Consider the following 18865-nt stretch of genomic DNA (forward strand, 5'->3'; position numbering starts at 1 on the left):
GCGCTATATTTTACCTCTGGTCCGCCACGCTCTCCCGCAGCGGTTTTACTGGCAAGACCTGCACCTGCTTAATCATATTGTCCTGGACGTCGAGAATATCGATATCGTACTGACCAATGCGCACCCGCGTACCGGCCACCGGGATCTCTTCCAGCGCTTCAAGAATAATCCCGTTCACGGTTCGCGCATCATCTTCCGGCAAGTGCCAGTTAAAGGCTTTGTTGATTTCGCGCACGTTGGCGCTGCCGTCAATAATGACTGAACCGTCATTTTGCGGGGTGACTTCCTCGGCAAGCGTTGGTGACATGGAGGTGGTGAAGTCGCCGACAATTTCTTCCAGAATATCTTCAACCGTGACCAGACCCTGAACGTCGCCATATTCGTTGACCACCAGGCCGACTTTCTTTTTATTACGCTGAAACTTGATCAGTTGAGTGCTGAGAGGCGTACCTTCCGGGACGTAATAGATCTCATCGGCGGCACGTAGCATGGTCTCTTTGGTGAATTCTTTTTTTTCTGCCATCAGGCGCCAGGCTTCGCGTACGCGCAGCATACTGATGGTATCGTCCAGCGAGTCGCGGTAGAGCACAATGCGACCGTGCGGAGAGTGCGATAGCTGACGCACGATCGATTTCCAGTCGTCGTTGATATCAATCCCTATGATTTCGTTACGCGGCACCATGATGTCGTCGACGCTGATTTTTTCCAGATCCAGTACCGACAGCAGCATATCCTGATTACGGCGCGAGATTTGCGAACGTGATTCATTCACCAGCGTTCGCAGTTCGTCTTTACTCAATGAACCGCTCACCACGATATCCGTTTTTATACCCATCATGCGCATCAGCAGACGGGTGATGGTGTTCAGTAACCAAACCAGCGGCATCATCAGAATTTGCAATGGCACCAGTAAGAAACTGCTGGGGTAGGCGACTTTTTCGGGATATAGCGCAGCGATGGTTTTTGGCAGTACTTCAGCAAAAACCAGCACCACAAAGGTCAGTACCCCGGTGGCAATCGCCACGCCCGCATCGCCATACAGGCGCATACCAACGATAGTGCCGAGCGCGGAGGCCAGGATATTTACCAGGTTGTTGCCAATGAGCACCAGGCTTATCAGGCGGTCTGGCTTACGGAGTAACTTTTCAACGCGCTTCGCCTGACGATTACCCTGCTTGGCCCGGTGACGTAGGCGGTAGCGGTTCAGGGTCATCATTCCGGTTTCGGAACCGGAAAAATAGGCTGAAATAACCACCATGATGAGAAGCGTAACAATGAGCGTGGTGGTGGAGATGTGTTCCACGTAGGGTTCCTTAAAGACTTAACTCACAAACTGCTGCAGTATGCGACTACCAAAATAGGCCAGAGTCAGAATGCCTGCGCCTGTGACGTTAAACCATACGACACGACGTCCGCGCCAGCCTTCATGGTAATGCCCCCACAGCAGAACGATATAGACAAACCATGCCACGATAGAGAGCACAGCTTTATCAATATTTTCGGTACTGAACAGGTTATGCATGTAAAACAGGCCGGTACACAGGGTCAGCGTCAGCAGAACCACACCTATCTGAGTGATGTGAAACATTTTCCGCTCAATGCTCATCAGCGGCGGCATTTCATTGTTGAACGCCAGCTTTTTATTCTTCAACTGGTAATCAATCCACGCCAGCTGCAGCGCGTACAGTGCGGCAATGATCAGCGTGGCATAGGATAAGAGCGATAGCCCGATGTGGACCATCATGCCCGGCGTGGCTTCAAGGTGGGTGATGTACTCGTTGGGCATAAACGTGGCGCAGGCCAGATTGATCAATGCAAAGGCATAAACAATCGGCAGCAGCAGCCAGCCGCGATTGCGCGAGGCCACAATGGTCATTACCGTACAGATCATCAGACTGACGAGCGAACCGACGTTCAGCAGGCTCAGATTTTGTCCATTCTCGCCACCGGGCAAAATACGCGCTTCCAGGGCAAAAGCGTGGCACACCAGCGCGATAACCGCAGAAAGAATAGCCATACGCCGCCAGCCGCTGTTTTTTTGCAGCAGGGCGGGAACGATCAGCGCAAGGCTGACGGAATAGGCGACAAGGGCGAACAAAGCAAAAACGGGCATATTAGGTGTCGACAGTTGACCAGTGATAAAGAAAAGCAGTATAGCGTTACGTGACCGCTGCTCCAACCGTTGCATAACAACAAAGGCGGCTTCATGTTATACTGCGACAAAATTCTGTTGATGTGTCGCGCTAGCGACCGACCGTTTCCACCCCAGGCGAGAGACAATGTTTGATAATTTAACCGATCGTTTGTCGCGCACGCTGCGCAATATCAGTGGCCGTGGACGCCTTACTGAAGACAACGTTAAAGAAACGCTGCGCGAAGTGCGCATGGCGCTGCTGGAGGCTGACGTTGCGCTGCCGGTAGTGCGTGAGTTTATCAATCGCGTAAAAGAGAAAGCGGTTGGTCATGAAGTTAACAAAAGCCTGACCCCTGGTCAGGAGTTCGTCAAAATCGTTCGTAGCGAACTGGTTGCGGCGATGGGCGAAGAGAACCAGACCCTGAATCTGGCTGCTCAGCCGCCAGCTGTGGTACTGATGGCGGGTCTGCAGGGTGCCGGTAAAACGACCAGCGTGGCGAAGCTGGGTAAATTCCTGCGCGAGAAGCACAAGAAGAAAGTGCTGGTCGTCTCTGCCGACGTTTATCGTCCGGCGGCGATCAAACAGCTGGAAACGCTGGCTGAGCAGGTTGAAGTTGACTTCTTCCCGTCAGACGTCGGTCAGAAGCCGGTCGATATCGTTAACGCCGCGCTGAAAGAAGCGAAGCTGAAATTCTACGATGTGCTGTTGGTGGATACCGCCGGTCGTCTGCACGTTGACGAAGCGATGATGGACGAAATCAAACAGGTTCACGCGTCTATCAATCCGGTAGAAACGCTGTTTGTTGTCGATGCCATGACCGGCCAGGATGCTGCGAATACCGCCAAAGCGTTTAATGAAGCGCTGCCGTTAACCGGTGTGGTACTGACTAAGGTCGATGGTGACGCGCGTGGCGGTGCTGCGCTGTCTATTCGTCATATCACCGGCAAGCCGATTAAGTTCCTCGGCGTTGGCGAGAAAACCGAAGCGCTGGAGCCATTTCACCCAGACAGGATTGCTTCGCGTATCCTCGGCATGGGCGACGTGCTGTCGCTGATCGAAGATATCGAAAGCAAGGTTGACCGCGCACAGGCTGAGAAGCTGGCGACCAAGCTGAAGAAGGGCGACGGTTTCGACCTGAACGACTTCTTAGAACAGCTTAAGCAGATGAAAAACATGGGCGGCATGGCAAGCCTGATGGGCAAGCTGCCGGGCATGGGTCAGATCCCTGACAACGTGAAATCGCAGATGGACGATAAAGTGCTGGTGCGTATGGAAGCCATCATCAATTCGATGACGATGAAAGAACGCGCCAAGCCGGAAATCATCAAAGGCTCGCGTAAGCGCCGTATCGCGCAGGGCTGCGGTATGCAGGTCCAGGACGTTAACCGCCTTCTGAAACAATTCGACGACATGCAGCGCATGATGAAGAAAATGAAGAAGGGTGGGATGGCCAAGATGATGCGTAATATGAAAGGAATGATGCCGCCCGGCTTCCCTGGGCGCTAATTTTCCGGCCTGGCTCACTTGCTATTTCGGCACCGGGGTGTGCTCGCCATCCTCACGTACTCCGTGTACGCTGCGGTGGCTGTGCGCACGCCGGCACCGAACTCGCTGCGCCGCCGACGGCCTTCTACAACAGAGTTAGTAACTGTTGATTGCTTTTTTCTCAGAAATCAGTAAAATTTTCGGGCTTTTAATATGACACCGGGTCCCTTCCCTCGATGGGGCCCGGTGTTTTATTCACACAAGAGGATGTTATGGTAACTATTCGTTTAGCTCGTCACGGCGCTAAAAAGCGTCCGTTCTACCAGGTTGTTGTTACTGACAGCCGTAATGCACGCAACGGTCGCTTCATCGAGCGCGTTGGCTTCTTTAACCCAATCGCTAACGAAAAAGAAGAAGGCACTCGCCTGGATCTGGATCGTATCGCTCACTGGGTTGGCCAGGGCGCGACTATTTCTGATCGCGTAGCTACGCTGATCAAAGCAGCAAACAAAGCAGCTTAATCTGTCACGGTGGTCATGATGAGCAAGCAACTCGCCGCACAGGCGCCCGTGGAACCCATAGTTCTGGGGAAAATGGGGTCTCCTTACGGTATCCGTGGTTGGCTCAGAGTGTTTTCTTCCACTGAAGACGCCGAAAGCATTTTTGACTATCAGCCCTGGTTTATCCAGAAGGCGGGTCAGTGGCAGCAAGTACAGCTGGAAAGCTGGAAGCACCACAATCAGGATTTGATCATCAAGCTGAAAGGTATTGACGATCGTGATGCGGCGAACGTACTGACTAATTGTGAAATTGTCGTAGATTCCTCGCAGTTGCCAGCGCTGGATGATGGCACTTACTACTGGAAAGACCTTATGGGCTGCCAGGTAGTGACCACTGAAGGCTACGAGCTCGGTAAAGTCGTCGATATGATGGAAACCGGTTCGAATGACGTCATCGTCATCAAGGCAAACCTGAAAGATGCATTTGGTATCAAGGAACGTTTAGTACCGTTCCTCGATGGGCAGGTTATCAAGAAAGTCGATCTCACTACTCGTACTATCGAAGTAGATTGGGATCCTGGTTTTTAAACCACCGGATAAACGGTAAAAGTCGGCGTGATGGGGATTGGCTTGTGTTTATAGGTATCGTTAGCCTGTTTCCAGAAATGTTCCGCGCAATTACCGATTACGGGGTAACTGGCCGGGCAGTAAAAAATGGCCTGCTGAACATCCAGAGCTGGAGTCCTCGTGACTTTGCTCATGACCGGCACCGTACCGTGGACGATCGTCCTTACGGTGGCGGACCGGGGATGTTAATGATGGTGCAACCTTTACGGGATGCCATTCATGCAGCAAAAGACGCGGCAGGTGAAGGCGCGAAAGTGATTTATCTGTCACCTCAGGGACGCAAGCTTGATCAAGCGGGCGTTAGCGAACTGGCAACGAATCAAAAGTTGATTCTGGTGTGTGGTCGCTATGAGGGAGTAGATGAGCGCGTGATTCAGACCGAAATTGATGAAGAATGGTCAATCGGCGATTACGTTCTCAGCGGTGGAGAGTTAGCAGCAATGACGCTGATTGATTCCGTTTCCCGGTTTATTCCGGGCGTATTGGGTCATGAAGCTTCGGCAACGGAAGATTCCTTTGCCGATGGATTGCTGGACTGCCCACACTATACCCGACCTGAAGTGTTAGAACAGATGGAAGTACCGGCAGTATTACTGTCGGGGAACCACGCTGAGATACGTCGCTGGCGTTTGAAGCAGTCGCTGGGCCGTACCTGGCTTAGAAGACCTGAACTTCTGGAAAACCTGGCTCTGACTGAAGAGCAAGCAAGGTTGCTGGCGGAGTTCAAAAAGGAACACGCGCAACAGCAACATAAACATGATGGGCTGGTCTGAGACCCCCAAATATCAGTTTACCCAGGATAAGAGATTAAATTATGAGCAACATTATTAAGCAACTTGAACAAGAGCAGATGAAGCAGGACGTACCTTCCTTCCGTCCGGGTGATACCGTGGAAGTGAAAGTATGGGTTGTTGAAGGTTCCAAAAAACGTCTGCAGGCATTCGAGGGCGTGGTTATCGCTATTCGTAACCGCGGTCTGCACTCTGCATTCACTGTTCGTAAAATCTCCAACGGCGAAGGCGTTGAGCGTGTCTTCCAGACTCACTCTCCGGTAGTTGACAGCATTGCTGTTAAACGTCGTGGTGCTGTTCGTAAAGCTAAACTGTACTACCTGCGTGAGCGCACTGGTAAGTCTGCTCGTATCAAAGAGCGTCTTAACTAAGATATCGCTCAGGCGACATCCTGACAGAAGGGGCTGGCCAATGGGCTGGCCCCTTTTTTTATCTCGATAAAATACCTCTTGCCAACGATTAGCCGATCGATGAGTGGCGATCTTGCTGAGCTTTACTGGAAAAGAGGAATTGCGGCGTTGGGGATGGCGGGCGTCATTATAGACATTGGCTGGCTGCGTCGGAGACTGTATTGGCGCAGTCAGCCGAGTAGGGATTAAGGCGTGCTGATGACGACCGCAACACGGCGGTTTTCGGCACGGCCTTTTGAGGTCTGATTACTGGCAATCGGGTATTTTTTCCCCAGTCCCTGTGTCGTCAGATTGGTACGTGGGATGTTGGCACCCTGAGCCCAGGCGTCGGCAACGACATTGGCTCGCTTGAGTGACAGGGCTTCGTTGTAGCTGTCTTCGCCGTAATTATCAGTATGACCATCCAGACGCGCATGGTTCAGGCCGGTAGCTGCCAGTTTGGATGCCATTTCCTGGATCTGCTTTTCACTTTCAGGACGCAGTTTATAGTCGTTTTTATCAAACAGGATGGTATCAGACAGACCCAACGACCAGTCGCCTGACATTTCGGTAAATCCATATGATTTCATGGCGGCAATTTGTTCAGGGGTAAATTTGCCTTGAGGGGCCTGACAGCCAGTCAGAATTAGTATTATCAGAATAAACGGAGATAATAGTCGTTTTAGCATGTGTGTAAATCCTTAATTTTTAATGATGCGTTCAGAACGCAAATGTTTTGCCTGATACATATTGTGATCGGCAAGTTCTTGTAATTTCTCGGCAGAGGCATGTTCCCACGTCAGCGCAAATCCAATGCTTAGCGTCATGCTTGCCAGATGACCATTGTGAAGGTCAAACGGACGATTAAATTCTTGCGACAGCTCTGCACAGATACGCTGAACTTCGCATTCAGAATGGACGCTGTACAGCACCATGGCAAATTCATCGCCGCCAAGCCGGTAGGGTTGATGCCGACTACCACCAAATTCGGCCAGCCTTTTTGCGACTTCAATCAGGACCCGGTCGCCTGCAGCGTGCCCCCAGGTATCATTAATAAATTTAAAATTATCGCCATCAAGGAATAGCAATGCGGAGCTACTGTGGGCGGCATCGTCATTCATCAGGGCGTTAATGCTGCTACGAAATGCGGCGCGATTTGCAAGTCCGGTCAGAGGGTCGTGCAGCGCGGTACGTAACAGCTGAGCATTTTTAGCCTGCAGTCGCAGTTGCCACTCTTCCATCTCATCCAGCAGACTATTAAAATCCTGAGCAAACAGGTGAAACTCTTCAATGCGCTCTTCGGACACTCGCCGTGAGAAGTTGCGGTTGGTGCGAACATCGTGCACTACCTCGGTAATATTTTGCAGCGCTTCAACGACGCCGTTGTGCAAATAGCGAGTGAGCATTAAGGCAATACCGGAGGCCAGCAAAATGCATCCCGTCAGCACGGCCAGCGACAGATAGATGAAATGGCTGATGACGCTGTCGCGCGCAATCAGGCGCACTTCACCAATGACGTTGCCATTGTGCAAAATAGGCTGCGTCACCGGCTGCGGGAACAGCCAGTGGCTGATCAGACCACTGATCTTATCGGTGGTATCCTGGGCGTCATAATGCCAGGTGGCGATCACCTTTTGATTTTTATTGCGCAATTCTGCAACAGAGAATTGCCCCTGTTGTCCCAGTGCAGCCAGCGTTTCTTTTGCTGCAACGCTATCAGAAAACACCAATGAGGCTTCAAGCGAGCGGGTCATGGTTGCGGCGGTCAGAACCAGGTTTTTTTGCGCATACTGCTTGAGTGCCAGCACGGAAGAAATGCTCAGCAGCAGCCAGATCAGCGTCATAGTAACCAGTACGCTGACGATGCTGATACGCCGTAATGTCCGTTTGAACGTCGGGCGTGTTATGGGAGAAATACCCTTATCCATGCTTATTATTCCGTGCAAGCATCAATACGTCTGGACTGACTCTTACACCACTACGCGAGAGGGAGTCCATATTTACCGAAAACCTCACTTCTTCATTATTTATGATGAGGCAAAAGGCGCTACCAATAACGCATTCGGTATTCTGTTCGGCAATTAATAACAAAGCCTTAGTCGGGAATTGATTCTTTAATTCCACCTGAAATGCCGGGGATTCATTGCCAAAATAAAAACCGTCACACTGCGCAACTAAAATGTCTTGTTGTGTATGAACGATGACGGGAAGATAGGGTAACGCTCCGGAACGGGTATCCTGCAGCACGCTGGTAAAACGTGATGAAGAGAAAATACACAGTTTGGGCGGACCGGAAAGCGCAGGCCAGCGCGTGTAGCTGACGATGCCGGAAACCATGGAGCGTACGGATTTCGCCTCTTCCGTCGCATTTTGGGCATACAGAGGTAATCCGGACAATAGCAGTGCCAGTAGAAGTATGAGTCGATAAGAAAAGCTCATGAAAAGGTACCTACCAGCGTTAGCCGTAATACGTCGAAATACATTCACGATTGTTCGCAACAAAATAACATTATTTTACCAGGGCGTCATTATACCTGGAGGGATAATATTTCTGATTTAAGTTAAATCTCATTAATCCATCAATTATAAGTTATTGTTTAGTTTAGTCTTATAGAGGCTGCGCCTTCATTTGAACCTTTTTGCCAGGCGCTGTGTAACTGACTGACATTTTCGACAGTATCGCAACTCGGTGGAAAGGTTTTTCCGGCCACTCCCCTTGCATAGACAAAATCCGGCTGACAGGTTTTTCTCTGCCCTTCGGTGTAACCCTTAAGATATTGTGCACGATCGACTTCGGGATCATTGTAATTGTCGGCAAGTGTTTCATTATCTTTAACGACGTACCCTGAAATAGCATCTTGTATCCCGGCATCGTACCAGTCGGTGCCGGTCCAGGTAGGCGCGTGGGTATAGGGATCTATCTGACATCCGCTAAGAAGTAATGCCAATACAGTGCTGATGAGTCGCTTCATTGCTGATACTCCCTGGTTTTTTTAAAGCATAGCGGATCTGATAATTGGCGCGTGTAAATTTAATTGTACGTTTTTTGCCGTAACTTTGCTGTGAAATAGGGCATTGTAAATTAAAATTTACGGAATGTGGATTGAAATCTTTACCTGTTGTGTTATCGTAATCACCTCCTCGCTGAGGAATAACTATCGCAAACGAGCTAAACAGGATCGCCATCATGCAAAAAGACGCGCTGAATAACGTACATATTACCGACGAACAGGTTCTGATGACCCCGGAACAACTTAAAACGGCATTCCCGTTGAGCCAGGCGCAAGAGGAGCAAATTGCTCAGTCGCGCAAAACGATTTCTGACATCATCGCCGGTCGCGATCCGCGTTTGTTGGTGGTGTGTGGCCCTTGCTCAATTCACGATCCTGAAACTGCTCTGGAATATGCTCGTCGATTTAAAGCCCTTGCCGCAGAGGTCAGCGATAGCCTCTACCTGGTGATGCGCGTCTATTTTGAAAAACCCCGTACCACCGTCGGCTGGAAAGGGTTAATTAACGATCCTCATATGGATGGCTCTTTTGATGTTGAAGCAGGTCTGAAAATTGCGCGTCAGCTGCTGCTTGAACTGGTGAATATGGGACTGCCGCTGGCAACAGAAGCGTTGGATCCCAACAGCCCGCAATACCTGGGCGATCTGTTTAGCTGGTCCGCTATCGGTGCGCGTACGACGGAATCACAAACTCATCGTGAAATGGCGTCGGGTCTGTCTATGCCGGTTGGCTTTAAAAACGGCACTGACGGTAGCCTGGCGACAGCCATTAACGCCATGCGCGCAGCGGCACAGTCGCACCGTTTTGTGGGGATTAACCAGGCAGGGCAGGTGGCACTGCTGCAAACGCAGGGCAATCCGGACGGTCATGTGATCCTGCGTGGTGGTAAAGCACCGAATTACAGCCCGGCAGATGTTGCTCAGTGCGAAAAAGAAATGGAGCAGGCGGGACTGCGACCGTCACTGATGGTAGATTGCAGTCATGGTAACTCCAACAAAGATTACCGTCGCCAGCCTGCCGTCGCAGAGTCTGTGATTGCACAAATTAAAGATGGCAACCGTTCAATCATCGGCCTGATGATTGAAAGCAATATTCACGAAGGCAATCAGTCTTCCGAGCAGCCGCGTAGCGCAATGAAATACGGCGTGTCCGTAACCGATGCCTGCATTAGCTGGGAAATGACGGACGCGTTGTTGCGTGAAATTAATAAAGACTTGAACGGCCAACTGGCGACGCGCCTGGCTTAAGAGGTGAGTTATGGTGGCTGAATTGACCGCTTTACGCGATCAAATTGATGAAGTGGATAAGGCGCTGCTGGATTTGCTGGCGCGCCGTCTGGAACTGGTTGCCGAAGTTGGCGAAGTAAAAAGTCGCTTCGGGCTACCGATTTACGTGCCTGAGCGGGAGGCGTCTATGCTGGCTTCTCGCCGTGCAGAAGCGGAAGCGCTCGGGGTACCGCCGGATCTGATTGAAGATGTGTTACGTCGAGTGATGCGTGAGTCATACTCCAGCGAGAATGACAAAGGATTTAAAACGCTTTGTCCTGATTTACGCCCGGTGGTGATCGTCGGTGGTGGTGGTCAGATGGGACGGCTGTTCGAGAAAATGCTTACTCTGTCAGGTTATCAGGTGCGTATTCTTGAACAACAGGACTGGGATCGCGCCGAGGACATCGTGGCCGACGCTGGAATGGTAATCGTTAGCGTGCCTATTCACGTCACAGAACAGGTGATCGCGAAATTACCGCGCTTGCCTGCTGATTGTATCCTGGTCGATCTGGCCTCGGTGAAGAACGGCCCGCTGCAGGCGATGCTGGCGGCGCATGATGGTCCGGTAGTCGGATTGCATCCGATGTTTGGCCCGGACAGCGGCAGTCTGGCAAAGCAGGTGGTTGTCTGGTGCGATGGACGCCAGCCGGAAGCCTACCAATGGTTCCTGGAACAGATTCAGGTCTGGGGGGCGCGACTGCATCGGATCAGTGCCGTCGAGCACGATCAGAACATGGCGTTTATTCAGGCGTTGCGCCACTTCGCAACCTTTGCTTACGGGCTGCATTTAGCGGAAGAGAATGTTCAGTTAGAGCAGTTACTGGCGCTTTCTTCGCCGATATACCGTCTTGAACTGGCCATGGTTGGACGCCTGTTTGCTCAGGATCCGCAGCTGTATGCCGACATCATTATGTCGTCAGAGAGTAACCTCGCGCTGATCAAACGCTACTACCAACGTTTTGGTGAGGCGATCGGTTTACTGGAGCAGGGGGATAAGCAGGCATTTATCGACAGCTTCCGTAAAGTTGAGCACTGGTTTGGCGATTATGCCAAACGCTTCCAGAACGAAAGCCGCACGTTGTTGCGTCAGGCCAACGATAGCCGCCAGTAGAATTGATGCCGGATGGCGGTGTATACACCATCCGGTATTATCGCACTTTAGCTTGGATCGACCGGTACCACGTTCTCACTCGGATAACATCCCAGCACCTTCATTGAACGCGTAATCTCCCCCAACTCCTTCAGTGCTTTTTGCATTTCCGGCGATTCCAGGTTGGCCTGGATGTCGAGATAAAACATCTCTTCCCACGGATTGCCGTGGATCGGGCGTGACTCCAGCTTGGTCATAATCAGATTATGGTTGCGCAGCACTAGCAGGGCCTCAACCAGCGCACCCGCTTGCTGTCCTGTCGCCATGAGCAGCGTGGTCTTCGCCGGAACCTGGTCGGAAACATTGATAGCCTTGCGTGCCAGCACCACAAAACGGGTAATATTTTGCGTCTGATTCGCTTCAATATGTTCAAGTACTTGCAGACCGTGCAGCATGCCGCCGGCTTCGCTACCCAGAGCTGCCACGTGTGGTGAGTTAGCCTGAGCCACTTTTTCCATCGCCGCCGAGGTGCTTTCGGTGTATTCGATCTTCCAGTGCGGGTAACGATTGAGGAATTTGCTGCATTGCTGGAACGGTTGCGGATGGCTGTACACCGTTTCGATGCTATCCAGATCCGTAGTGCCGGAAACCAACACGCAGTGGTCGATGATAATGGTCATCTCACCGACGATAGAGAGCGTGGTGTGCTGCAGCAGGTCGTAAACATCGTTAATCGCGCCGGAGCTGGTGTTTTCAATCGGTACTACCGCGTAGTCCGCCTGCCCGGTTTCGACCTGGTTAAAGATATCGGCAAATTTTGCACAGCCGCTTTCAATAAATTGCTCAAAATGGCGAGCGGCATACTGACGCGCGGCAAGGTGGGAATAAGAGCCTTTTGGCCCCAGAAAAGCGACCCTGGCTGAGTGTGGATTGATCTTGTTCAGATGCTGCTGCAGGAGCGCCTGCTGGGTGAGCACAGAATCTTCGATGATCAGCTGGAACAGACGCGTGATGTAGTGAGCGTCGAGATGATGCGCTTTACCAAGCTGTATCAGCCGGTCTAACAGATCGCGTTCGCGGTCAATATCGCGTACTGGACGATGGGAAAGCAGTTTTGCTTTACCAACTTCGACGGCCAGACCACGACGCTCAGCCAGCAAAGCCAGTAATTTTTCATCCAGCGTGCTTATTTTATCGCGCAGCGCCAGTAACGGATTTTCCGATGTCATAGTGTTGCCTTTTTTATTATCAATAAAAAAGGCCCCCGTTGTGGGAGGCCTTATTGTTCGTCTTCGCATTCTTTATCACACGACGAAACGCCTCCCATTCAGGGGAAGGTAAAAAAGAATGCGAAGAAGAACGGAACAAGTTTCATGTCATTTTCCTTTGGCTACGACAGTAAAGTACCCGTAGTGTTTTCACCCTGTCAACAAAAAACGCGCCCGAAGGCGCGTTGGCGATACACTCAATGTAAGGGACTACTCTTCTTCTGCTTCGACGAAGTTGGCGTCTTTTACTGAAGTTGTTGCACGACGGGCTTCGCCTTTGTGCTGCACTTTATTGAGCTGCCGTTCCAGCTTGTTGATCAAATCGTTAATAGCGGTGTACATATCTTCGTGCTTCGCGCTGGCAACCAAATGTCCGTTCGGTGTATTGATGGTGGCATCAGCAGTGAAACCCTGTGGCTCCTTGGACAGAATGATATGCGGATTAATCAGATGAGTTTGCCATTTTTCAAGTTTGGCGAGACGGTCTGCGACATGCTGGCGAATTGCCGGAGTAATTTCCATTTGTTTACTGGTAATGTTCATTGTCATAAATTTTACCTCTTGTCTTTCCCGTCTTGGTGATTCCAGCATACCTTTCCTAATGTCAAAATGTGTGATTTAAATCACATTATTTTGTCGCTTTTTGTCAAGAAAACCTTTTTGTGAGGCATCGCAGGAACAGGCGATTTTTTACTTGAGGAATACCTGAAAGCAGGCCATATTTGATGGGATGCGTCGCCGCTAAACCGCTTCAGTTGCGGCGCCAACGGATAAAAAAACGGCAGCCCATTTGGGCTGCCGTTTTGCATTCAGCGGTAAATCAAGTGTTGCTGCTGTTGGCGGCAATGATTTTCGCCACTTTTTCTGCCTGTGCGGTCATCTGCATCTGGCGATAGGCGTTTTCCATCAGCGGTAGAGCATCACGTGTTGCCTGAGTATCCGGGAAGTCACGCAGCATACCTTCCACTCGGTTTACCACGGCAACCCACGCGCCGCGTGCGGTGTAGTATTCAGCAACGGAGTATTCATACTTCGCCAGGCGATCTTTCAGGAACACCAGACGTTTGGTGGCATCTGTCGTGTACTGGCTGTTCGGATAACCACGTACCAGTTTGGAAAAGTCATTAAACGCAGCTCGGGCGTGTTGGGGATCGCGATCGCTACGATCAACACCAAAGAATCCTTGCAGTGCGCTATCATCCAACGCCATATTGGTCAGGCCACGCATATACATGACATAATCAATGTTAGGGTGTGTTGGGTTCAGACGGATAAAGCGATCGATGGCAGCCTGAGCGAGCGGCAGATCGGCATTTTTGTAGTAGGCGTAGATGAGATCTAATTGCACCTGCTGCGAATACGGTCCAAATGGATAGCGATTATCCAACGCTTCCAATTGCGTTATTGCCTGTTTCCAGTTACCGTCCTGCAGCTTTTGCTGAGCAGTCGCGTAGATTTCATTTGGTGGGTTATCGGGCACCTCTTCCTTTGAACCAGAGCAACCCGCCAAAAACAGGCTCAACGTGGCTGCTGCCACCAGGTATTTCATGCGCGTCATGACGTTTTGACTTTCCTCAAAATGTTTTACGGGAGATTCTCTGTTCCTGCTCCCGGTTAAGACCAGCTACAATAGCACACTATATTAAACGGCAAAGCCGTAAAACCCAACGTTAAACGAAGAAGCAGTTTATGGCACAACGAGTAGAACTCACCGCAACAGTCTCCGAAAATCAGCTCGGTCAACGCTTAGATCAGGCTTTGGCCGAATTGTTCCCTGATTATTCGCGTTCACGCATAAAAGAATGGATCCTCGACCAGCGCGTGCTGGTAAACGGGAATCTTTGCGATAAGCCGAAAGAAAAAGTTTTGGGTGGGGAACGTGTCTCCATCAATGCTGAAATTGACGAAGAAATACGTTTTGAAGCGCAAGATATCCCGCTGGATATCGTTTATGAAGATGACGACATTCTGGTCATCAACAAACCACGTGACTTTGTGGTGCATCCGGGGGCCGGTAATCCTGATGGCACGGTGTTGAATGCGTTACTGCATTACTATCCGCCAATTGCAGATGTTCCACGTGCAGGTATCGTGCACCGTCTGGATAAAGACACTACCGGATTAATGGTGGTAGCAAAAACGGTTCCGGCGCAGACGCGTCTGGTTGAGTCGTTGCAGCTGCGTGAAATTACGCGTGAGTATGAAGCTGTGGCGATTGGTCATATGACAGCAGGCGGCACTGTAGAAGAGCCGATCAGCCGTCATCCCACCAAGCGTACGCATATGTCCGTGCATCCCATGGGTAAACCTGCGGTAACACACTACCGCATTATGGAACACTTCCGTGTGCACACGCGTCTTCGGCTGCGTCTGGAAACCGGACGTACGCACCAGATCCGCGTGCACATGGCGCATATTACCCACCCGTTGGTGGGAGATCAGGTCTACGGCGGTCGTCCGCGTCCTCCGAAAGGCGCATCGGATGCGTTCATTTCTACCCTACGTAAGTTCGATCGCCAGGCGCTGCATGCCACCATGCTGCGCCTGTATCACCCGATCACCGGTATCGAAATGGAATGGCATGCGCCGATTCCACAAGATATGGTTGATCTGATTGCCGTGATGCGTGCCGATTTCGAAGAGCATAAGGATGATATTGCCTGGCTATGAGTAAGCTAATTGTCCCGCAGTGGCCGCTGCCGCAAGGTGTTGCAGCCTGTAGTTCTACCCGTATTGGCGGCGTCAGTATGCCGCCGTATGATTCGCTAAATCTGGGCGCCCATTGCGGCGATAACCCGGAACATGTTGAAGAGAACCGCAAACGGCTATTTGCTGCGGGCAATCTGCCTTCAAAACCCGTCTGGCTCGAACAGGTGCACGGTAAAGAAGTCCTGAAACTGACCGGCGAGCCTTATCATTCTAAGCGTGCGGATGCGTCTTACAGCAATACGCCGGGCACCGTGTGTGCGGTGATGACTGCGGACTGTTTGCCGGTGCTGTTTTGTAATCGTGCAGGAACGGAAGTCGCAGCGGCTCATGCGGGCTGGCGTGGGTTGTGTGAAGGTGTGCTGGAAGAGACGGTGGCCTGTTTTGCTGATAAACCTGAAAATATTATTGCCTGGTTAGGTCCGGCAATTGGTCCCCGCGCGTTTGAAGTGGGACCCGAAGTGCGTGAAGCGTTTATGGCCAAAGATCCGAAAGCGGACTGCGCATTTCAGCCGCGTGGCGAAAAGTACCTGGCGGATATTTATCAGCTTGCGCATCAGCGCCTTGCAAATGTAGGGGTCGAGAACGTCTACGGCGGTGACCGCTGTACGTTCAGCGAAAGTGAGACGTTCTTCTCTTATCGTCGCGAGAATACCACCGGTCGTATGGCAAGTTTTATTTGGCTGATATAACCTAAAGAATCAAGACGATCCGGTACGCGTAATTTTCTTTTCACATAATTCAGGTCATTCACCTTGAATAATTGAGGGATGACCTCATTTAATCTCCAGTAGCAATTTTGATCTGTTATGGGAGGAGTTATGCGTCTGGATCGTCTTACTAATAAATTCCAGCTTGCTCTCGCCGATGCCCAGTCACTCGCACTGGGGCACGACAACCAATTTATCGAACCTCTTCATCTAATGAGCGCCTTGCTTAATCAGGAAGGGGGATCGGTCCGTCCTTTGTTAACGTCTGCTGGCATTAATGCTGGCCAGTTACGCACAGCCATTGATCAGGCATTAAGCCGCTTGCCGCAGGTAGAAGGTACCGGCGGTGATGTGCAGCCTTCTCAGGAGCTGGTGCGTGTACTGAATCTGTGCGACAAGCTGGCGCAAAAGCGTGGGGACAATTTTATTTCGTCGGAACTGTTCGTTCTGGCGGCGCTTGAGTCGCGCGGTACGCTGACCGATTTATTAAAATCAGCGGGGGCGACGACCGCCAATATCACTCAGGCAATTGAACAGATGCGTGGAGGTGAAAGCGTGAACGATCAGGGGGCTGAAGACCAACGTCAGGCCTTGAAAAAATATACCGTCGATCTGACCGAACGTGCCGAACAGGGTAAGCTCGATCCGGTTATCGGCCGTGATGAAGAAATTCGCCGCACTATTCAGGTGCTGCAACGCCGTACTAAAAACAACCCGGTATTAATCGGTGAGCCTGGTGTCGGTAAAACGGCCATTGTTGAAGGACTTGCTCAGCGGATCATTAATGGCGAAGTACCGGAAGGCTTAAAAGGCCGCCGGGTGCTGGCGCTGGATATGGGCGCGCTGGTGGCTGGGGCGAAATATCGCGGTGAATTTGAAGAACGTTTAAAAGGTGTGCTGAACGATCTGTCGAAACAGGAAGGTAACGTCATTCTGTTTATCGATGAGCTGCATACTATGGTTGGCGCAGGTAAAGCCGATGGTGCCATGGATGCCGGGAATATGCTGAAACCGGCGCTGGCACGTGGGGAACTGCATTGTGTCGGGGCCACAACGCTTGATGAGTATCGCCAGTACATCGAAAAGGATGCCGCACTTGAGCGTCGTTTCCAGAAGGTGTTTGTGGCTGAACCTTCAGTAGAAGACACCATCGCAATCTTGCGTGGCCTGAAAGAACGTTATGAACTGCACCACCATGTGCAGATTACTGACCCGGCAATTGTTGCGGCAGCGACGCTGTCTCACCGCTACATTGCCGACCGTCAGTTACCGGATAAAGCCATCGACCTTATCGATGAAGCCGCGTCCAGCATTCGTATGCAGATTGACTCCAAGCCGGAAGAACTGGACCGACTCGACCGCCGTATCATCCAGCTCAAACTGGAACAACAGGCGTTAATGAAAGAGTCTGATGAAGCCAGTAAAAAACGTCTTGATATGCTCAACGAAGAGCTGGACGACAAAGAACGTCAGTACTCTGAGTTAGAAGAAGAGTGGAAAGCGGAAAAAGCGTCACTCTCCGGCACGCAGACGATTAAGGCTGAACTGGAGCAGGCGAAAATCGCTATCGAACAGGCGCGTCGCGTGGGTGACCTGGCGCGGATGTCCGAACTGCAGTACGGCAAAATTCCTGAGCTGGAAAAACAGCTGGAAGCAGCAACCCAGTCTGAAGGCAAAACCATGCGTCTGTTGCGTAATAAAGTGACGGATGCGGAAATTGCCGAAGTGCTGGCACGCTGGACGGGGATCCCTGTCGCCCGCATGCTGGAAGGCGAGCGTGAAAAATTGCTGCGCATGGAGCAGGATCTGCATAACCGCGTAATTGGTCAGAACGAAGCGGTGGAAGCGGTATCTAACGCTATTCGCCGTAGCCGTGCGGGGCTGTCCGATCCGAATCGTCCGATCGGTTCGTTCTTGTTCCTCGGGCCGACCGGTGTCGGTAAAACTGAACTGTGTAAAGCGCTGGCTAACTTTATGTTCGACAGCGACGACGCGATGGTGCGTATCGATATGTCCGAGTTTATGGAGAAACACTCTGTCTCACGTCTGGTGGGTGCACCTCCGGGATACGTTGGTTATGAAGAGGGTGGCTATCTGACAGAAGCGGTACGTCGTCGTCCTTATTCCGTCATTCTGCTGGATGAAGTGGAAAAGGCGCATCCGGATGTGTTCAACATTCTGTTGCAGGTGCTGGACGACGGTCGACTGACCGACGGGCAGGGGAGAACGGTCGACTTCCGTAATACGGTGGTCATCATGACTTCGAACCTGGGATCCGATCTCATCCAGGAACGTTTCGGCGACTTGGACTACGGACATATGAAAGATCTGGTACTGGGCGTTGTCAGCCAAAACTTCCGCCCGGAATTTATTAACCGTATAGATGAAGTTGTTGTCTTCCATCCATTGGGTGAACAACATATTGCGTCTATTGCCCAGATCCAGTTGCAGCGTCTGTACAAACGTCTGGAAGAGCGTGGCTATGAAATCCACATCTCTGACGAGGCGTTGAAACTGCTGAGTGCGAATGGTTACGATCCGGTCTACGGGGCGCGTCCATTGAAACGTGCTATCCAGCAGCAGATTGAAAACCCGCTGGCCCAGCAAATCCTGTCTGGTGAGCTGGTTCCTGGCAAAACCATTCGTCTGGAAGTGAATGACGATCGTATTGTGGCAGTGCAGTAAGTCACAAAATACTAAAAACGGGCCCTGCGGGGCTCGTTTTTGTTTAAAAACCAGGCAAAAATAACCATTCATTACTGGTTTTGGTGGAAAAGTAATCGGTTGATAAGTTTTTTGTATTTTCCCCTTGTCAGCCTGAAATAACTCCCTATAATGCGCCTCCACTGACACGGAACAACGGATTACAAGCCGCCGGGTCAGCG

General features: G+C 51.2%; 20 protein-coding genes and 1 other annotated feature. Of the genes, 10 read left to right on the plus strand and 10 right to left on the minus strand.

The features are described from left to right. Positions 1 to 10: 10 nt before the first annotated feature. Positions 11 to 1303 carry an HlyC/CorC family transporter gene (locus JQ822_RS11265; RefSeq protein ID WP_213133519.1) on the minus strand — a complete coding sequence of 431 codons (1293 nt, stop codon included), beginning with the start codon at positions 1301 to 1303 and terminating at the stop codon, positions 11 to 13. 18 nt (positions 1304 to 1321) lie between these two features. Next, complete coding sequence (locus JQ822_RS11270; protein WP_213133520.1) at positions 1322 to 2113, minus strand: cytochrome C assembly family protein; 792 nt, start codon at positions 2111 to 2113, stop codon at positions 1322 to 1324. A 166-nt stretch (positions 2114 to 2279) separates the two neighbouring features. Between JQ822_RS11270 and ffh the strand changes: the two genes are divergently transcribed. From ffh to rplS, 5 genes are all read left to right on the plus strand, one after another. Then, positions 2280 to 3641 (plus strand): signal recognition particle protein, encoded by a 1362-nt coding sequence (gene ffh, locus JQ822_RS11275; protein ID WP_135324691.1) that lies wholly within the window; start codon positions 2280 to 2282, stop codon positions 3639 to 3641. Between the two features lie 251 nt (positions 3642 to 3892). Continuing rightward, a complete protein-coding gene (gene rpsP / locus JQ822_RS11280) occupies positions 3893 to 4141 on the plus strand; it encodes a 30S ribosomal protein S16 (RefSeq protein WP_135324692.1) in 249 nt (82 codons plus the stop codon). An 18-nt stretch (positions 4142 to 4159) separates the two neighbouring features. Further along, complete coding sequence (gene rimM / locus JQ822_RS11285; RefSeq protein WP_213133521.1) at positions 4160 to 4708, plus strand: ribosome maturation factor RimM; 549 nt, start codon at positions 4160 to 4162, stop codon at positions 4706 to 4708. Positions 4709 to 4752: 44 nt separating this feature from the next. Then, positions 4753 to 5520 (plus strand): tRNA (guanosine(37)-N1)-methyltransferase TrmD, encoded by a 768-nt coding sequence (gene trmD, locus JQ822_RS11290; RefSeq protein ID WP_213133522.1) that lies wholly within the window; start codon positions 4753 to 4755, stop codon positions 5518 to 5520. A gap of 41 nt (positions 5521 to 5561) precedes the next feature. After that, entirely contained in the window at positions 5562 to 5909 is a 348-nt protein-coding gene (rplS, locus tag JQ822_RS11295; protein WP_002914145.1) for a 50S ribosomal protein L19, read from the plus strand. Positions 5910 to 6133: 224 nt separating this feature from the next. On the opposite strand, the gene JQ822_RS11300 is transcribed toward rplS, so the two are convergent. From JQ822_RS11300 to JQ822_RS11315, 4 genes are all read right to left on the minus strand, one after another. Next, entirely contained in the window at positions 6134 to 6616 is a 483-nt protein-coding gene (locus JQ822_RS11300) for an OmpA family protein (protein WP_213133523.1), read from the minus strand. Positions 6617 to 6628: 12 nt separating this feature from the next. Next, the gene (gene dgcN / locus JQ822_RS11305) at positions 6629 to 7855 is read right to left on the minus strand and encodes a diguanylate cyclase DgcN (RefSeq protein ID WP_213133524.1); all 1227 of its coding nucleotides are present in this window, start codon (positions 7853 to 7855) and stop codon (positions 6629 to 6631) included. Continuing rightward, positions 7848 to 8366: a YfiR family protein gene (locus JQ822_RS11310; protein WP_213133525.1), complete on the minus strand. Its 519-nt coding sequence runs from the start codon at positions 8364 to 8366 to the stop codon at positions 7848 to 7850. The genes dgcN and JQ822_RS11310 overlap by 8 nt, the downstream gene beginning before the upstream one ends. A 158-nt stretch (positions 8367 to 8524) precedes the next feature. Beyond that, positions 8525 to 8899 carry a DUF2799 domain-containing protein gene (locus JQ822_RS11315; RefSeq protein ID WP_213133526.1) on the minus strand — a complete coding sequence of 125 codons (375 nt, stop codon included), beginning with the start codon at positions 8897 to 8899 and terminating at the stop codon, positions 8525 to 8527. A gap of 215 nt (positions 8900 to 9114) precedes the next feature. Between JQ822_RS11315 and aroF the strand changes: the two genes are divergently transcribed. Both aroF and tyrA read left to right on the plus strand, forming a co-directional pair. Further along, positions 9115 to 10185 (plus strand): 3-deoxy-7-phosphoheptulonate synthase AroF, encoded by a 1071-nt coding sequence (aroF, locus tag JQ822_RS11320; RefSeq protein WP_135324698.1) that lies wholly within the window; start codon positions 9115 to 9117, stop codon positions 10183 to 10185. 10 nt (positions 10186 to 10195) lie between these two features. After that, entirely contained in the window at positions 10196 to 11317 is a 1122-nt protein-coding gene (gene tyrA / locus JQ822_RS11325) for a bifunctional chorismate mutase/prephenate dehydrogenase (protein WP_135324699.1), read from the plus strand. Positions 11318 to 11364: 47 nt separating this feature from the next. On the opposite strand, the gene pheA is transcribed toward tyrA, so the two are convergent. From pheA to bamD, 4 genes are all read right to left on the minus strand, one after another. Next, the gene (gene pheA, locus JQ822_RS11330; protein ID WP_213133527.1) at positions 11365 to 12525 is read right to left on the minus strand and encodes a bifunctional chorismate mutase/prephenate dehydratase; all 1161 of its coding nucleotides are present in this window, start codon (positions 12523 to 12525) and stop codon (positions 11365 to 11367) included. A 22-nt stretch (positions 12526 to 12547) separates the two neighbouring features. Continuing rightward, positions 12548 to 12672 (minus strand) — a sequence feature (Phe leader region). Continuing rightward, positions 12624 to 12671: a pheA operon leader peptide PheL gene (pheL, locus tag JQ822_RS11335; protein WP_100250063.1), complete on the minus strand. Its 48-nt coding sequence runs from the start codon at positions 12669 to 12671 to the stop codon at positions 12624 to 12626. Its footprint overlaps the feature before it by 48 nt. Positions 12673 to 12774: 102 nt before the next feature. Beyond that, on the minus strand, positions 12775 to 13113 hold the full coding sequence (gene raiA / locus JQ822_RS11340) for a ribosome-associated translation inhibitor RaiA (protein WP_096756105.1): 339 nt from the start codon (positions 13111 to 13113) through the stop codon (positions 12775 to 12777). A gap of 271 nt (positions 13114 to 13384) precedes the next feature. Continuing rightward, complete coding sequence (gene bamD / locus JQ822_RS11345; RefSeq protein WP_096756107.1) at positions 13385 to 14122, minus strand: outer membrane protein assembly factor BamD; 738 nt, start codon at positions 14120 to 14122, stop codon at positions 13385 to 13387. Positions 14123 to 14253: 131 nt separating this feature from the next. On the opposite strand from bamD, the gene rluD reads away from it, so the two are divergent. The 3 genes from rluD (at position 14254) to clpB (ending at position 18665) form a co-directional block, all read left to right on the plus strand. Next, positions 14254 to 15234 carry a 23S rRNA pseudouridine(1911/1915/1917) synthase RluD gene (rluD, locus tag JQ822_RS11350; protein WP_213133528.1) on the plus strand — a complete coding sequence of 327 codons (981 nt, stop codon included), beginning with the start codon at positions 14254 to 14256 and terminating at the stop codon, positions 15232 to 15234. After that, positions 15231 to 15962 carry a purine nucleoside phosphorylase YfiH gene (gene yfiH / locus JQ822_RS11355; protein WP_213133529.1) on the plus strand — a complete coding sequence of 244 codons (732 nt, stop codon included), beginning with the start codon at positions 15231 to 15233 and terminating at the stop codon, positions 15960 to 15962. The genes rluD and yfiH overlap by 4 nt, the downstream gene beginning before the upstream one ends. Before the next feature lie 129 nt (positions 15963 to 16091). Then, on the plus strand, positions 16092 to 18665 hold the full coding sequence (gene clpB, locus JQ822_RS11360; protein WP_213133530.1) for an ATP-dependent chaperone ClpB: 2574 nt from the start codon (positions 16092 to 16094) through the stop codon (positions 18663 to 18665). Positions 18666 to 18865 lie beyond the last annotated feature (200 nt).

Origin of the sequence: Citrobacter sp. FP75 (genome assembly GCF_018342065.1) — a bacterium.
GTDB lineage: Bacteria > Pseudomonadota > Gammaproteobacteria > Enterobacterales > Enterobacteriaceae > Citrobacter.

Excerpts from the sequence above, each read along its gene's own strand:
- JQ822_RS11300 (WP_213133523.1), bottom strand. The coding sequence starts at position 6,616 with ATGCTAAAACGACTATTATCTCCGTTTATTCTGATAATACTAATTCTG.
- JQ822_RS11270 (WP_213133520.1), bottom strand. The coding sequence starts at position 2,113 with ATGCCCGTTTTTGCTTTGTTCGCCCTTGTCGCCTATTCCGTCAGCCTT.
- dgcN (WP_213133524.1), bottom strand. The coding sequence starts at position 7,855 with ATGGATAAGGGTATTTCTCCCATAACACGCCCGACGTTCAAACGGACA.
- rpsP (WP_135324692.1), top strand. The coding sequence starts at position 3,893 with ATGGTAACTATTCGTTTAGCTCGTCACGGCGCTAAAAAGCGTCCGTTC.
- pheA (WP_213133527.1), bottom strand. The coding sequence starts at position 12,525 with ATGACATCGGAAAATCCGTTACTGGCGCTGCGCGATAAAATAAGCACG.
- JQ822_RS11315 (WP_213133526.1), bottom strand. The coding sequence starts at position 8,899 with ATGAAGCGACTCATCAGCACTGTATTGGCATTACTTCTTAGCGGATGT.
- rplS (WP_002914145.1), top strand. The coding sequence starts at position 5,562 with ATGAGCAACATTATTAAGCAACTTGAACAAGAGCAGATGAAGCAGGAC.
- rimM (WP_213133521.1), top strand. The coding sequence starts at position 4,160 with ATGAGCAAGCAACTCGCCGCACAGGCGCCCGTGGAACCCATAGTTCTG.
- yfiH (WP_213133529.1), top strand. The coding sequence starts at position 15,231 with ATGAGTAAGCTAATTGTCCCGCAGTGGCCGCTGCCGCAAGGTGTTGCA.
- ffh (WP_135324691.1), top strand. The coding sequence starts at position 2,280 with ATGTTTGATAATTTAACCGATCGTTTGTCGCGCACGCTGCGCAATATC.
- clpB (WP_213133530.1), top strand. The coding sequence starts at position 16,092 with ATGCGTCTGGATCGTCTTACTAATAAATTCCAGCTTGCTCTCGCCGAT.
- raiA (WP_096756105.1), bottom strand. The coding sequence starts at position 13,113 with ATGACAATGAACATTACCAGTAAACAAATGGAAATTACTCCGGCAATT.
- tyrA (WP_135324699.1), top strand. The coding sequence starts at position 10,196 with ATGGTGGCTGAATTGACCGCTTTACGCGATCAAATTGATGAAGTGGAT.
- rluD (WP_213133528.1), top strand. The coding sequence starts at position 14,254 with ATGGCACAACGAGTAGAACTCACCGCAACAGTCTCCGAAAATCAGCTC.
- JQ822_RS11310 (WP_213133525.1), bottom strand. The coding sequence starts at position 8,366 with ATGAGCTTTTCTTATCGACTCATACTTCTACTGGCACTGCTATTGTCC.
- aroF (WP_135324698.1), top strand. The coding sequence starts at position 9,115 with ATGCAAAAAGACGCGCTGAATAACGTACATATTACCGACGAACAGGTT.
- bamD (WP_096756107.1), bottom strand. The coding sequence starts at position 14,122 with ATGACGCGCATGAAATACCTGGTGGCAGCAGCCACGTTGAGCCTGTTT.